The sequence below is a fragment of the Pseudomonas corrugata genome (assembly GCF_050920615.1).
GTDB lineage: Bacteria > Pseudomonadota > Gammaproteobacteria > Pseudomonadales > Pseudomonadaceae > Aquipseudomonas > Aquipseudomonas corrugata.
On sequence record NZ_CP130434.1, the window covers coordinates 3,371,542 to 3,386,489 of the forward strand.

Consider the following 14,948-nt stretch of genomic DNA (forward strand, 5'->3'; position numbering starts at 1 on the left):
GGCTCGCTCCCACAGGGGATTTGTGTTCACCGTGAAACCCTTGTGGGAGCGAGCCTGCTCGCGATAGGGCCATGACCGGCAACCCACCCCCAAACCATGGCCAAACCAGTCAGCCAACTTGATAGCTTTGACCATTGCCGCCCAAGTCCTTCGGCGCGAGTATTCCCCTGTTTACGGTTCCCCCAACCAATAAAAAGTACAGAGGGATTCTGGTCATGCGCGATTATCTGTCCGCTACGTCGCAGTTCGATTACCTGCACACCGTCAATACCGCACTGCACGGCTCGCTCGAGGCGTTGAACGCCTGCGTCGAGTGTTGCGACCGGCATGCGTTGCCGGGACGCATCGCATTGTTCTGGGAGGGCCGTGACGGCAGTGACGCGACCTGGACTTATCGTGATCTGCAGGACCGCGCCGCACGCTTCGCCAACTTCCTGCTGGCCCAAGGCGTAAACAAGGGCGACAAGGTGGCCGGTCTGCTGCCGCGTACCGCAGAGTTGCTGATCGTGGTGCTCGCCACGTGGCGTATCGGGGCGGTGTATCAGCCGTTGTTCACCGCGTTCGGCCCCAAGGCCATCGAGCATCGTCTCGGCAGTTCCGGCGCCCGTATCGTCGTCACCGACGGGGTCAACCGGCCCAAACTCAATGAAGTGAGCGGTTGCCCCACCGTGGTCACCGTCGGCGGCGAAAAAGGCCGGGGGATCGTGCGGGGCGACTACAGCTTCTGGGCTGAAGTCGAGAACCACTCCAATCAATGCGAACCGGTCATGCTCACCGGTGAAGACCCGTTCCTGCTGATGTTTACGTCCGGTACCACTGGGCCAGCCAAGGCGTTGTCCGTGCCGCTCAAGGCCATCGTTGCCTTTCAGAGCTACACCCGGGACGCTGTGGACCTGCGTCCCGAAGATGCCTTCTGGAATCTGGCTGATCCGGGCTGGGCCTATGGCATTTACTTCGGCGTGACCGGCCCGTTGGCGATGGGACATCCCGTCACCTTCTACGATGGTCCGTTTACCCTGGAAAGCACGTGCCGGGTCATCAACAAGTACGGCATCACCAACCTCACGGGCTCGCCCACGGCCTATCGCCTTTTGATTGCCGGAGGCGAGCAGTTCGCCCGGTCGATCAAGGGTCGGCTGCGTGTTGTCAGCAGCGCCGGCGAGCCGCTGAACCCGGAGGTGATCCGCTGGTTCGCCGATCACCTGAATGTGGTGATCCACGACCATTACGGCCAGACCGAACTGGGCATGGTGCTGTGCAATCACCACGGGCTTGAACATCCGGTTCACCTGGGGGCGGCCGGCTTCGCCTCGCCGGGCCACCGGATCGTGGTGCTGGATGAAAACCACCAGGAACTGGACGTCGGCCAGCCGGGCATTCTCGCCGTCGACCGCAGCCAGTCGCCGATGTGCTGGTTCGCCGGTTATCAGGGCGGGCCCACCAAGGCGTTCGTCGGCAATTATTACCTGAGCGGCGATACCGTCGAGCTGAACCCGGACGGCAGCATCAGTTTCGTCGGTCGCAGTGACGACGTGATCACCACCTCGGGCTACCGCGTTGGTCCCTTCGATGTGGAAAGCGCCTTGATCGAACACCCTGCGGTGGTGGAAGCCGCCGTGGTCGGCAAGCCCGACCCGGAGCGTACCGAGCTGGTGAAAGCCTTTGTCGTGCTCAATGCCCAGTATCGCGCCGAGCCGGAGCTGGCCGAAGAGTTGCGCCAACACGTGCGCAAGCGCCTCGCGGCCCATGCGTATCCCCGTGAAATCGAATTTGTCAGCGACTTGCCGAAAACCCCAAGCGGCAAATTGCAGCGCTTTATCTTGCGCAACCAGGAGATCGCCAAAGCTCAAGAGGCCGCGGCGGCTAACGTTTCAGCTTGAATCCAAGGAAACCATGATGCAGATCGACAACAAGATTTTCCTCGTCAGCGGCGGTGCGTCCGGCCTCGGTGCGGCCACCGGCGAGCTGTTGGTCAAGGCCGGCGCCAAGGTGATGCTGGTGGACCTCAATGCCGAAGCCGTGGCCACCCAGGCACAGAAGCTCGGCTGCCAGAGCGTGGTGGCGGACATCAGCAACGAGGCGGCGGCCGAAGCGGCAATCAAGGCCACCGTCGAGGCATTTGGCGGCCTGAACGGCCTGGTGAACTGCGCCGGCATCGTGCGTGGCGAGAAGATCCTCGGCAAGAACGGCCCTCACGGGCTCGCCAGCTTCAGCCAGGTGATCAACGTCAACCTGATCGGTAGCTTCAACTTGCTGCGCCTGGCCGCTGCGGCCATCGCTGAAACCGAGGCCGATGCCGACGGCGAGCGTGGCGTGATCATCAACACCGCGTCGGTGGCCGCCTTCGACGGCCAGATCGGCCAGGCGGCCTATGCGGCATCCAAGGGCGCCATTGCCAGCCTGACCCTGCCCGCTGCCCGGGAGCTGGCGCGTTTCGGCATCCGTGTGATGACCATCGCACCGGGGATCTTCGAAACGCCGATGATGGCCGGCATGACCCCGGAAGTCCGCGATTCCCTGGCCGCAGGCGTACCATTTCCGCCGCGCCTGGGCAAACCCGCCGAGTACGCGGCGCTGGTCAGGCATATCATTGAAAACAGCATGCTCAACGGCGAGGTGATTCGTCTCGACGGCGCCTTGCGCATGGCAGCGAAGTAAGGAGAATTTGTCATGACCCACGATCCGATTGTCATCGTCAGCGCCGTCCGCACGCCAATGGGCGGCTTCCAAGGTGAACTCAAGAGCCTCAGCGCCCCGCAATTGGGCGCGGCCGCGATCAAGGCCGCCGTGGAGCGCGCCGGCATCAGCCCTGGCTCCGTTGAAGAAGTGCTGTTCGGTTGCGTGCTCGCCGCAGGCCTGGGCCAGGCCCCGGCGCGGCAGGCGGCGTTGGGTGCCGGGCTCGACAAATCGACCCGTTGCACCACCCTGAACAAGATGTGCGGCTCGGGCATGGAAGCGACCATGCTCGCCCATGACATGCTCGTTGCCGGCAGTGCCGAGGTGGTGGTGGCCGGTGGCATGGAAAGCATGTCCAACGCCCCGTATCTGCTCGACCGCGCCCGTAGCGGCTTGCGCATGGGCCACGGCAAGGTCCTGGACCACATGTTTCTCGATGGCCTGGAAGACGCCTACGACAAGGGACGCCTGATGGGTACCTTCGCCGAGGACTGCGCCGAAGCCAACGGTTTCAGCCGTGAAGCCCAGGACGCCTTTGCCATTGCGTCCACCACCCGCGCCCAGCAGGCGATCAAGGACGGCAGTTTCGACGCCGAGATCGTGCCGCTGCAGGTCATGGTCGGCAAGGAGCAGGTCACGGTGAGCCACGACGAACAGCCGCCAAAGGCACGAATCGACAAGATATCGTCCCTCAAGCCGGCGTTCCGCGAGGGCGGCACGGTGACGGCGGCCAACGCCAGCTCCATCTCCGACGGAGCCGCTGCGCTGGTGCTGATGCGCCAGAGCCAGGCGACTCAGCGGGGCTTGAAGCCCCTTGCAGTGATTCACGGCCACGCGGCGTTTGCCGACACTCCGAGCCTGTTCCCCACCGCACCGATCGGCGCGGTGAAAAAGCTGATGCAAAAGACCGGCTGGTCGCTGGATCAAGTCGATCTGTTCGAAATCAACGAAGCGTTTGCCGTGGTAGGGCTGGTGACCATGGACAAGCTGGAGATTCCCCACGACAAGGTCAACATCCACGGTGGCGCCTGCGCCTTGGGCCACCCGATCGGTGCATCCGGGGCTCGGATCCTCGTGACACTGCTCTCGGCCCTGCGTCAGAAAGGCCTCAAGCGCGGTGTTGCGGCGATCTGCATCGGCGGCGGCGAAGCCACGGCCATGGCCGTTGAATGCCTGTATTAAGGAATCACCATGCTCCCAACTGAAGAACAGATACAAATCAGCGACGTGGCCCGGCAGTTCGCCCAGGAACGCCTGAAGCCGTTCGCCGCCGAGTGGGACCGCGAGCACCGCTTTCCCAGGGAAGCTATCGCCGAGATGGCCGAACTGGGCTTCTTCGGCATGCTCGTGCCGGAGCAGTGGGGTGGTTGCGACACCGGTTACCTGACCTATGCCATGGCCCTGGAGGAGATCGCCGCCGGTGACGGGGCGTGCTCGACCATCATGAGCGTGCACAACTCGGTGGGCTGCGTGCCAATCCTCAAGTTCGGCAGCGATGAGCAGAAGGCCCGGTTCCTCACGCCCCTGGCCAGCGGCGCGATGCTCGGCGCCTTTGCCCTGACCGAGCCCCAGGCCGGCTCGGACGCCAGCAGCCTCAAGACCCGTGCGCGACTGGACGGCGATCATTACGTGCTCAACGGTAGCAAGCAGTTCATCACCTCGGGGCAGAATGCCGGGGTGGTGATCGTATTCGCGGTGACCGATCCGAGCGCGGGCAAACGGGGTATCAGCGCGTTCATCGTGCCCACCGATTCACCGGGGTATAGCGTGGCGCGGGTCGAGGACAAACTAGGTCAACACGCCTCCGATACCTGTCAGATCCTGTTCGAGGATGTGAAGGTGCCGGTGGCCAATCGGTTGGGGGAGGAGGGTGAAGGCTACAGGATCGCCCTGGCGAACCTGGAAGGCGGGCGAGTCGGCATCGCGGCGCAAGCGGTCGGCATGGCACGCGCGGCATTTGAAGCGGCCCGGGATTATGCCCGCGAACGTCAGAGCTTCGGCAAGGCGATCATCGAACACCAGGCCGTGGCGTTCCGCCTGGCGGATATGGCGACCCAAATCGCCGTGGCGCGGCAGATGGTGCATTACGCCGCCGCGCTGCGGGATAACGATCAGCCTGCACTGGTAGAGGCTTCCATGGCCAAGTTGTTCGCCTCGGAAATGGCCGAAAAAGTCTGCTCCATGGCGTTGCAAACCCTGGGTGGATACGGTTATCTCAATGACTTCCCGCTGGAACGCATTTACCGCGACGTACGGGTCTGCCAGATCTATGAAGGCACCAGCGACATTCAGCGCATGGTCATTTCGCGCAATCTTTGAACAGGAGTCCTGCATGAGCTACGAAACGATTTTGTTGGAAATCAAGGACCGCGTCGGCCTGATCACCCTCAACCGGCCCCAGGCGCTGAACGCCTTGAACGCGCAGATCGTCAGCGAGTTGAACCACGCGCTGGACAGCCTGGAAGCGGACCCGAAGATCGGCTGCATCGTACTGACCGGCTCGAAGAAAGCCTTCGCCGCCGGGGCCGATATCAAGGAAATGGCCGAGCTGACCTATCCGCAGATCTACCTCGACGACCTGTTCAGCGACAGCGACCGCGTGGCCAACCGCCGCAAGCCGATCATCGCGGCGGTGAACGGCTTCGCCTTGGGTGGCGGTTGTGAGCTGGCCCTGATGTGCGACTTTATCCTGGCCGGCGACAATGCCAAGTTCGGCCAGCCGGAGATCAACCTTGGCGTGCTGCCGGGCATGGGCGGCACCCAGCGCCTGACCCGGGCGGTGGGCAAGGCCAAGGCCATGGAAATGTGCCTGACCGGACGCTTCATCGATGCGGTGGAGGCGGAACGTTGCGGCATCGTGGCGCGGATTGTACCGGCTGATGAGCTGTTGGACGATGCCCTGAAAACCGCTGCACTGATCGCCTCCAAGTCGGTGCCGATCAGCATGATGGTCAAGGAAAGCGTCAACCGTGCGTTTGAAGTGAGCCTGTCCGAAGGCGTGCGTTTCGAACGACGCGTGTTCCATGCGGCGTTCGCGACCCAGGACCAGAAAGAAGGCATGGCGGCCTTCGTGGCCAAGCGGCCGGCGGAGTTCCAGGACAAGTAAGCGGCGCCCTGACAGACGCCATCGCGAGCAGGCTCGCTCCCACACGGGATCGGCGCTGTACGCAGCCTTTGCATACGCCGCAGGATCCTGTGGGAGCCGGGCTTGCCCGCGAAGACGGCAGTCCATCCAACATCACCGTGGTAGACACGCCGCCATCGCGAGCAGGCTCGCTCCCACAGGGTTCTATGGCGTACACACATGCTGCGTACATCGTAGATCCCGTGTGGGAGCGAGCCTGCTCGCGATGGCGGCCTATCGGCTTGCAGTCATTTGACTGGCAGGTTCGCTACGCGGCCTCGTGGAACTTCGCCTGGGATTTGCCGGCACGCTTGGCCCGGTACAGCGCTTCGTCGGCCTGGGCCAGCGCGTCGGCAAACGCGCCGCCGCTCCAGAGCGTGCCACCGATACTGCAACCGATCTTGATCGAGTGTCCGGCCAATACCACCGGTTCGGCCAGTTTCGCGAGGATGCGTTGCGCAGCACCCTGCATACTGGCCAGTGATTCTTCGCTGTTCAGGCGCAGCAGCAACACGAATTCGTCCCCTCCGTGGCGGACGGCAATGTCGCCTTCGCGCACAGCCGTCAGCAGTCGAATGCCGACTTCATGAAGTAACGCGTCGCCAGCGGCATGGCCGAAGTCATCATTGACGGGTTTGAAACCGTCGAGATCCACGCACAGCACGCCGAAGTCGCACTGTGTTTCGACTTCGCGACCCACGGCCTCGACATACTTGTTCAGGGCCGCCCGGTTAGGCAGGCCAGTGACGACATCGCGATAGGCAATGCCTTCGACCACCGCCAGTTGGCCTCTCTTTCTGGTCAGGCTGTCGACGAGGTGGCGGATCGCAACACTCAGCGTTTCGACCTCCCGACTGCCCTTGAGCAGAGGGATGCTGACATCGGCGCCCTCGGACAGCCGGGCGGCCGCCTCGGCGATTTTATTGATGGGGCCGGTAATGATGCCCGCGACAAACCACCCGATCACGGCAAACAGGACGGACAGCAGGGCACCCCACATGAGGATATCGTTACGCAATCGATGCGCTTCAGCGAAAGCCGCTTCAGTCGGCTGTCGCGTGACCACAGTCCAGCCCAGGCCGCGATAATCGCCGACGCCAACGCTCCGGGCCGAACCTGCCATGTACACGTTACCGTCCTGCCAGCGCTTGACCGACCAGCTTTGCCCGACACCTTCGTTGACAGTGATGCCGATAGGTTTACCGATCATTTCGTCAGGCCCCAGGATGACGGTGCCATCTTTGCTGATCACCAGGAACTCCAGCCCAGGCAGGCGCTTTTGCAAGGGTGCGAACAATGACCGTCCAACCTCGTCAGCCCACTTCCACGACAGGTGCGCCGCCAGCACTCCCATGAATTGGCCGGAGTTGTCCCGGACTGGCATGCTGATGTCGACAAACTTCATCGCTTCACCGGAAGGGTTGGGCAGCAGCTTCGCTAGCATGACCGCCTCATGGACATCGCCGATAAAGGCCTCGTCCTGACCATTGACGAAGACAGGGCGGTGTGAAATGTCGACGCCTTCGAGCAGTCTTTCGGTCGAGGCGACCACGGTGCCATGGGCATCGGTAAGGCCGATCCATGAATAGCTCGGGAACTGATCGCTGAGATGATTGAGCAGTGCTCGTGCTTCATCGATGTTCGCAGCGTTGCGCAACGTCTCCAACTGACTCAGGACGGTGAGCGCCTTTGACCGGTTACTCATGTCGCGATCAAGGCGATCAACCATCGAGTACGCATATTCGCTCAGTTGAAGACCGGTTTTGCCTTTGAGCCTGGAGATGGACGATTCGCCTATAACGGTACCGAACAGGCAACTGAGGACCAGCACGACCAATGCGACAGTCAGCGCAAGTCGCGCTCGTAAACTCTGAAAGGGAAGGGAATACATGTGAGCCGCCAAAGGGATGGAATCGAATACCTGGGTCCCTGGCATCCTGTTGTTTCGTTATCGTCTCAGAATTCCCTCGTCCAGGGTACTGCAGTCGGTAAATGGAGATGGCTACGCGCCGTCTCCACGCTGACTCGATAGGTAGTTGGCGCACAAAGCAGGAGAATATCCGCCGGGCTCACGACGCACGGGAGACGCGCGACCCAAACCCGGCAGCTGTTTCAGTCAGAAGATGAATTTGAGTAGCGCGATGACCACGATCAGGCCGATCAGGAAAATAATGCCAACGGTACTGCCAAGAAATTTCAACATGGGAAGTGCTCTCATCGGATGGGCTTAATGGTCTAGACCTCTGGTGCGGGAGCTCGTTTCGATTATTTTTCGATGGCTTCCACCCATCCGAATGCTCGGTTTGACGATCCTCGACATAAGCGGCATTATTGCTCGATTGTGAGCATTGTTGCTCGATTGTGCGGATTGTGAACTCATGGGCTCATCCAACGACGTATTTCCCGGCGAACGCCAGCAATTGATCAGCGAACGCCTTGCCCGATATGGCCGTGTGATTGCGGCTGACCTGGCCAGTGAACTGAATGTATCCGAGCACTCGATCCGACGTGACCTGGGCGCGCTGGCGGCGGCAGGGTTGTGCAAGCGCGTGTATGGTGGCGCTATCCTGCTGCCTGCGGCGGAACGACCGATAGGTGTTCGCGTCAGGCAGGATGCCGGACGCAAGGACTGTCTCGGCCAGACCGCTGTCTCGTTGCTGAGCGCCGGCCAGCACGTTTTCATCGATGCCGGGTCGACCAACCTCGCTATCGCCTGCGCCATTGATCCCCAGCTCCCGCTCACCATCACCACCAACTCGCCGTTGATTGCGGTGCAACTGATGAAGTTGCCTCGCGCCGAGGTCATCGTGTTGGGCGGGCGCTTGAACACTGTCGCGGGAGGCGCAATCGGGCTGGCTGCAGCACAGCAACTACGGCAGTTCAGTTTCGACCTGTGCTTTCTCGGCGCTTGCGCCATCGATCCGGACAACGGCATTACAGCCTTCGGCCTGGACGACGCCGAGTTCAAGCGCGCAGTGGTCGCGGCGAGCGGCCAGGTGGTCGTGGCAGTGACCAACGAAAAACTCTCCAGCGTTGCGCATTATCAAGTGGCCGCGTGTGGCGAAGTGTCTACCCTGGTGGTGGAACACGATGCGCCGCGGGAGCGCCTGGAGCCGTTTTTCAACCGGATCTCCAATGTCGTCACGGCCGCTCGTTAAGTCGCTGGCTGTCGGGCTTGCCCCAATGCCAGTCAGTTGAGGAGCAAACGGCGCAAATCCTGTGGGAGCAAAGCTTGCTCGCGACAGCGACAGACCAGTCAACATTGTTGCTGACTGACTTACCGCAATCGCGAGCAAGCTTTACTCCCACAGGTTGTGGCTTAACTGATTGGCATTAGGCTTGCCGGGCCTCGACGCGAACGACCATCCAGATGCCGCCCCCGGACACCAGTATTCCCAATGCCATCGGCCACGACAGTGGTTCGTTGAACATGGCCCACGCCCAAAGCATCGTAACCGGTGGGCTGAGGTAGAGGATGCTCGCAACGCGAGTGGCAGTTGCGCGGCGCAGGCAGAGCCAATAGAGCCCATAGCCGCCTATCGTGGACAACCCTACCGTCCATAGCACGCTCAAGGCAAACCCGGCGCTGGGTATCGGAACCAGGCTAGCCGGTATGCCTTCAAGAAGAGCGAATACCACGCCCGAAACACAGCATTGCAGCCAAAGGTTGGGCATCAGGCCCAGTGATTCGGACGCTGGCAAATACTTTTGCCACAAGGTCGCGACAGCCAGGGAAAGCATGCCCAGCAGGGGCAGGGCGTAGGCCCACCCTGGCGCGTTTCCCCAGGTGAGTGCACCGTGGGTGGCCAGCGCCGCGCCAGCCAGGCCGATTATCAGGCCTGCCCAGACCTGCCAGGCCAGTCGTTTTCCGAGTACGCAAGCCGCCAACAGCGCCATGCCCATCGGCAAAAGGTCGGCAAACAGCGCGGCAAGGCCCGCTGGCACGCCCAGGGCAATGCCTTGGGTAATGCCGGCGAGATAGCCCCCCATGGCCAGCAGGCCGATGCCGGCGTTTTTCAGGAGCACCGCCACCGTCGCCTGTCGTAACTGCTTCGCGACGAAGGGAAACAGTACCAGCGTGACAACCAAGCAGCGCCAGAACACCACCAGCAACGGAGGAGCGTAATCGATGGAAAAGCGCGCGCCGACAAAACCGGAGCTCCACGTCAGGATCAACGCGGCTTCCAGAAAGGGTAACGGAATCATCCAGTACCAGGCTGAACGGGGTGAGGCTGTGCATGGGGTCGCTTTCATGACTCCACGCTACAAAAACGGCGTAATCTGATAAATCAAAATGTATTGCAGCAGTCCTTCATAAAAGGTGAATCATGGCGGCCGTACTCGACATTGAGCTGATTCGTACATTTCACGCCGTCGCGCGTATCGGCAAGTTCAGCGCCGCGGCAGAACACCTGCATAAAAGCCCGGCGGCGGTGAGCGTGCACGTGCAGCGGCTGGAGACGGTTGCCGGGGGGCGCTTGCTCAACCGTGATAATCAGTCGGTCTCGCTGACGGCGCTGGGCAAGCGCCTGCTCGTGTCGACCACAGAGCTGCTGAGCGCCCACGACCGGGTGCTGGCCGACCTGCATGGCAACCGTCTGGCTGGACGCATCAGCCTGGGGGTGCCGGACGAATATGCGAACCATGTCATCCGTGACATTCTTCCGACGTTCGTAGCGGCCTGGCCGAACGTGGTGCTGGAGCTCAAGACTGCCCCCAGCTATGCGCTACAGGACCTGGTGCAGCGTGGAAAACTCCAGGCGGCTGTCGTTACCCGGCCGAAGGAACGGCCGGACGCGCCAGGGCAGGTGCTGGTACCCACAGCGCCCGTCTGGGTCGGACCGATCAACATGATGCTGGCCTCATCGCAGCCGCTCCCACTGGCCGTGCACGCGGCACAATGCCCTTACCGACAAGCCATGCTCGAATCGCTCAGGCACAGTGGACGCAAGGTGCGCATCGTGCTGGAGAGTCCCTCCAACCAGGCCGTCAAGGCGTGCGTCGAGGCCGGATTGGCAATCAGCCTGATCGATCGCGCCCGTGTGACGGAGAAGATGCAGATACTCGCCGGCCTGCCGGTCATCCCGGAGCATGAGGTGGTGTTCATGCGCTCGCGCATCGGCGAGACCGATGCAGCGGTGGATCTGCTGGGCCAGGCCATGGGGCAGCTGTTTCGGCTCTAGGGACTGTCGGTACGTCCCTCAGGTGCGGAAATGCCCGACCCGTTGCTGCTGATGGTTCGCCATCTCATAGAGCTGGAGGCTGGCTTGCGACGCGTCCTGCATCCGGCTGGTCAATGTTTCGCTGATCGTGCGGATGTCGCTGACGCGATGACTGATGTCTTCGACCACTGAGCTTTGTTCCAGGGCAGCGCTGGCGATCTGCTGGTTCATTTGTTCGATCACTTCCACGGCGTCGCTGATGTTCTGCAGCGCCACCTGGGTCTGTTCGACCTGAACCACGCTGCCCCTGGCCAGTTCACGGCTGAGTTGGGTGTTGTGCACCACCTCCTGGCTGAGCTGTTGCAGCGCTTCGATCACCCTGCGGATATGTTCGACCGAGTTCTGGGTGTTGCTGGCCAGGTGCCGGACTTCGTCGGCCACCACTGCGAAGCCGCGCCCCTGTTCACCGGCCCTGGCCGCTTCAATCGCAGCATTGAGGGCTAACAGGTTGGTCTGCTGGGCGATGGCGCAGATCACATCCAACACTTGGTTGATCTGCTGGCTGTTGTCGGCGAGGGTCTGCACCTGACCGAGGGTGGTTTCGAGGCTTTGATCAAGGGTGCCGATACTGCTGACAGCGTTGGCGAACAGGGCTCGTCCGGATCGGCTGGCACTTTCGGCGCGAGTGGCCGCATCGGCCGCTTGATGGGAATGACGGGCTACTTCTTGGGCGCTGGCGCTCATTTCATGCAGGGCGGTGGCGGCCAGTTCGACATCCCGGTACTGCCTGGACATGCCGGTGCTCACCTCCTGGGCCACTTGCGAGGAGGTGTCGGCAGTGTTGCGGGTGTCTCGAGAGGCTTGCTGGATATCGCGGATGATGGGTTGCAGTTTGGCGAGGAAGCGGTTGAACCCATTGGCCAGTTGGCCCAGCTCGTCGCTGCGGTGGTCGGGCAGGCGCCGGGTAAGGTCGCCATCGCCTTCGACAATGGCATTGAGCATGTCGGCGACGCTGAGCAGCGGTCGAGTCACGCCGTAGGCGGTCAGCCATATGAGTGACAATCCCAGCCCGCCGGCCAGCAGTCCCAGTCCGAGATTGACCCAGTTGGCGTATTGCTGCCTTTCATCCAACTGAGCCTGCATCTGCAAGGCCGGCGCCTGAACCAACGTCTCGGGAACGCGTATCTGCAACTGCCAGGGGGCGCTGTTGGCGACCGTCTGCACAGCCTGATGCACGTCGACCGAGGTCTCCGACACGCTGCCGCTGTGGCCGGCAGGCTGGCCCGACGGGGACAGAATGCTGATCTCGCTATGGCCTGGATACAGGTCATCGGCCAGGGTCGCGGCGAGCTTCTGCAGGGTATCGAGGCTGATGTCCATACCCACGACGCCAATGGCCTGGCCGTTGTCCATCAACGGGATCGAGATGCTGCTCATGAGAGTTTTCCGGCCCTCGACTTCAACCTCGTAGGGTTCCGTCATGCAGGTACGCCGCTCGGTCTGTGGGCAGAAGTACCAGGCGTTCCCCGGCTCGCTGCCTGGCGGCGCAGTGTTGGCAATGATCTGGGCTTCGCTGAGCACTTCCTGAACCAGTTGCCCAGGCTGGCTTTGCGACCAATACAAGGCAAAGCGTCCCCTTTCGTTCCCGGCCAGGTTCCGCTGGCCGGAGAAACCGGCATCGGCTCCGGCGAGCGCGTCAGGCAACAACACAACGTACAGCCCGAGGATCTTCTCGCGTTTGAGCAGAGCCCGGCGGGCGGCGCCGATCAGCGCCTGGCGCAGTTGGGTGGCGGTCAATCGCCCATCCAGGGTTTGGGCGCGTAGCTGCAGAACCTCTTGGGCGAATCCTTCCCCATACAGCGCTGTTTCGTTGAAAAAACGCTCCACCCGCTGGCCATGGGCGAGGGCTTGGGCCTGCAAGCGCTCCAGGGCTGACCGGCCCAGCAGAAGACTGCTCTGATGCTTCAACAACTTTGCGCTCTGTTGGTTCTGGTACAGGGACGCGCCGGTCAGCGCGCCGACGACGGCCAGGAGGGACAATCCACTCAAGAGTGTGATCCGCCACTGAATACTGAGACGCGCGAAGAACATGCCGGGACTTCCTGCTGGAGGCTTCAGATCGCACGCAGACAAAGCCTGGGGTGGCGTTGGAAGGCGCGTCCCACCTGATTGTTATTGTTGGGTACCCGGCACTTGGTTCAAGGCCGGCGAGGCCATCTTGCTGGACGCAATGTCCGCGCCGTTAGCCCGAATCGGCAGCAACTGCCGGGTACCGGACTTCAAGGCTGCCCCACTTTGGGGCGAGGCTCCCGATGCTGCCGATTTGGGATAGCGAACGGTTTTGGCGAGGGCATAGGATCGACCCCGGCAACACACAACAAGCCTGTGCGGAACGGTAAGTCTGGCGTGCACCGATCCTGCAACAGCGGCCTCATACAATAAGGTTAAAAAAATGAGCGTATCTTTTCCGATCAGCAGCTCCACGGAGTTGAAGCGAGGCGCCTTGGGTGTCGGCTTCATCATCTTCTTTGTGGTATCGGCGGCGAGCCCACTGAGTGTCATCGCGGGGGGCTTCCCCATCGGCATCATGCTGGGTAACGGTGCCGGTACGCCGGCGTTGTTGATCCTGGCCCTGCTGGTGTTACTGGCGTTCTCGGCGGGATACACCGCCATGTCCCGGCACATGACCAACGCCGGCGGTTTCTACGCCTTTACATCCCGCGGCCTGGGCGGTCTGGCCGGCGGCGCGGCGGGGGTATTGGCAATGTTCGCCTACAACATCCTTCAGGTCGGCCTGTACGGCATGTTCGGCGGAGTCGTCAGCGGCACGATGGCCAGCGTGTTCGGCCTGGAGCTGCCCTGGTGGGCTTATTCGCTGATGGCCATGGCGAGCGTGGCGATTCTTGGCTATCGCAAGATCGACCTCTCTGCGCGGGTGCTCTCGGTGGTGGTCATCGCCGAGTACCTGGCCATCCTGATCCTGGACTTCGCCATCCTCAAGACCGGCGGTGACAGTGGCATCAATTTCGATTCGTTCGACCGCAGCCACGTGTTCAGCGGCACGCCGTCCATTGGCCTGCTGTTCTGTTTCGCCGCCTTTATCGGCTTTGAGGCCACCACCATTTATGGCGAAGAAGCCCGGGATCCGCACCGCACCATTCCGATTGCCACCTATAGCTCGGTGCTGTTGATCGGCGGCTTCTATGCCTTGTCGGTTTGGGCCATGGTGGTGGGCGTGGGGGCGGACAAGATTGTCCCGACGTTGCAGGCATTGCAGGACCCGACCACGTTCATCTATGGCATGTCCGATCACTTTGTCGGCCCGTACCTGACCCAGGTCATCCGTATCCTGTTCATGGTCAGCATCTATGCCGGACTGCTGGCGTTCCACAATGCCGCGGCCCGTTATTTCTACGCCATTGGGCGTGACGGGCTGCTGCATCGCCAATTGGGCACGACCCACCGCGTCCACCAGAGCCCGCACATGGGCTCGGCGCTGCAAAGCCTGATTGCCGCCGTGGTGGTGCTGATTTTCGCCGCGCTGGATGCCGACCCGATCCTGCAACTGTTCGCCTGGTTCTCCAACCTGGCGACCCTGTGCGTGATCCTGCTGATGGCGCTGACCTCGGCCGCAGTGGTGGTGTATTTCCAACGTCACCCGGAACTGAAGCTCGGGGTCTGGCGCGGACGGATCCTGCCGGTTTTTTCCTGCCTGGCATTGCTGGTGGTCCTGGCGCTGGCGGTGATTCATTTCGACGTGCTGACCGGGGCCAGCGCGCTGCTGTCCTACGCCCTCTGCGCCATCATCCCCGTCGCGCTGATTGTCGGTGTAGGCCTGGCGATCCGGCTGCGCAGGATTTCCCCCGAGCGGTTCATGGCGTTGGGTAGCCACAAACTTTAGGGCCTCACGCGGCACTGTTCAATTCTCACGAAAAATACCGGTCCGCGCGGTACGGGACGGCCCGTCCGCGCGCGAAAGGGAGGTA

The 14,948-nt window shown here is 62.0% G+C and carries 11 protein-coding genes and 1 pseudogene; 8 read left to right on the top strand and 4 right to left on the bottom strand.

The window, feature by feature from the left end:
• Positions 1-215 precede the first annotated feature (215 nt).
• Genes QZH45_RS15180 through QZH45_RS15200 form a run of 5 tightly spaced genes read left to right on the top strand, consistent with a single transcriptional unit; the run spans position 216 to position 5,782 of the window.
• On the top strand, positions 216-1,880 hold the full coding sequence (locus tag QZH45_RS15180) for an AMP-binding protein (protein ID WP_024777314.1): 1,665 nt from the start codon (positions 216-218) through the stop codon (positions 1,878-1,880).
• Positions 1,881-1,896: 16 nt separating this feature from the next.
• Entirely contained in the window at positions 1,897-2,658 is a 762-nt protein-coding gene (locus QZH45_RS15185) for an SDR family NAD(P)-dependent oxidoreductase (protein ID WP_024777313.1), read from the top strand.
• Positions 2,659-2,670: 12 nt separating this feature from the next.
• Positions 2,671-3,858, top strand: a complete 1,188-nt coding sequence (locus QZH45_RS15190) for an acetyl-CoA C-acyltransferase (protein WP_024777312.1) — start codon at positions 2,671-2,673, stop codon at positions 3,856-3,858.
• Between the two features lie 9 nt (positions 3,859-3,867).
• Positions 3,868-4,995, top strand: a complete 1,128-nt coding sequence (locus QZH45_RS15195; RefSeq protein ID WP_024777311.1) for an acyl-CoA dehydrogenase — start codon at positions 3,868-3,870, stop codon at positions 4,993-4,995.
• A 13-nt stretch (positions 4,996-5,008) separates the two neighbouring features.
• Positions 5,009-5,782 (top strand): enoyl-CoA hydratase, encoded by a 774-nt coding sequence (locus tag QZH45_RS15200; protein ID WP_024777310.1) that lies wholly within the window; start codon positions 5,009-5,011, stop codon positions 5,780-5,782.
• Positions 5,783-6,068: 286 nt separating this feature from the next.
• Here QZH45_RS15200 and QZH45_RS15205 read toward each other — a convergent pair whose 3' ends face one another.
• Positions 6,069-7,736, bottom strand: a complete 1,668-nt coding sequence (locus QZH45_RS15205) for a diguanylate cyclase domain-containing protein (RefSeq protein ID WP_338107687.1) — start codon at positions 7,734-7,736, stop codon at positions 6,069-6,071.
• 442 nt (positions 7,737-8,178) lie between these two features.
• Here QZH45_RS15205 and QZH45_RS15210 point away from each other — a divergent pair, with 442 nt between their 5' ends.
• On the top strand, positions 8,179-8,958 hold the full coding sequence (locus QZH45_RS15210; protein WP_024777308.1) for a DeoR/GlpR family DNA-binding transcription regulator: 780 nt from the start codon (positions 8,179-8,181) through the stop codon (positions 8,956-8,958).
• Between the two features lie 175 nt (positions 8,959-9,133).
• Here the strand turns inward: QZH45_RS15210 and QZH45_RS15215 are convergent, their stop codons facing one another.
• Positions 9,134-10,054, bottom strand: coding sequence for a DMT family transporter (locus QZH45_RS15215; protein WP_033034170.1), 921 nt, complete (start codon positions 10,052-10,054; stop codon positions 9,134-9,136).
• Between the two features lie 74 nt (positions 10,055-10,128).
• Here QZH45_RS15215 and QZH45_RS15220 point away from each other — a divergent pair, with 74 nt between their 5' ends.
• Positions 10,129-10,983 carry a LysR family transcriptional regulator gene (locus QZH45_RS15220; RefSeq protein ID WP_024777306.1) on the top strand — a complete coding sequence of 285 codons (855 nt, stop codon included), beginning with the start codon at positions 10,129-10,131 and terminating at the stop codon, positions 10,981-10,983.
• Positions 10,984-11,001: 18 nt separating this feature from the next.
• Here QZH45_RS15220 and QZH45_RS15225 read toward each other — a convergent pair whose 3' ends face one another.
• Both QZH45_RS15225 and QZH45_RS15230 read right to left on the bottom strand, forming a co-directional pair.
• Positions 11,002-11,757 carry a methyl-accepting chemotaxis protein gene (locus tag QZH45_RS15225; RefSeq protein ID WP_392397182.1) on the bottom strand — a complete coding sequence of 252 codons (756 nt, stop codon included), beginning with the start codon at positions 11,755-11,757 and terminating at the stop codon, positions 11,002-11,004.
• 102 nt (positions 11,758-11,859) lie between these two features.
• Positions 11,860-13,053 (bottom strand): annotated as a pseudogene (locus QZH45_RS15230) (PDC sensor domain-containing protein); the annotation flags it as partial.
• Between the two features lie 361 nt (positions 13,054-13,414).
• On the opposite strand from QZH45_RS15230, the gene QZH45_RS15235 reads away from it, so the two are divergent.
• Positions 13,415-14,863, top strand: a complete 1,449-nt coding sequence (locus QZH45_RS15235) for an APC family permease (RefSeq protein WP_024777304.1) — start codon at positions 13,415-13,417, stop codon at positions 14,861-14,863.
• The last annotated feature ends 85 nt before the right edge of the window (positions 14,864-14,948 follow it).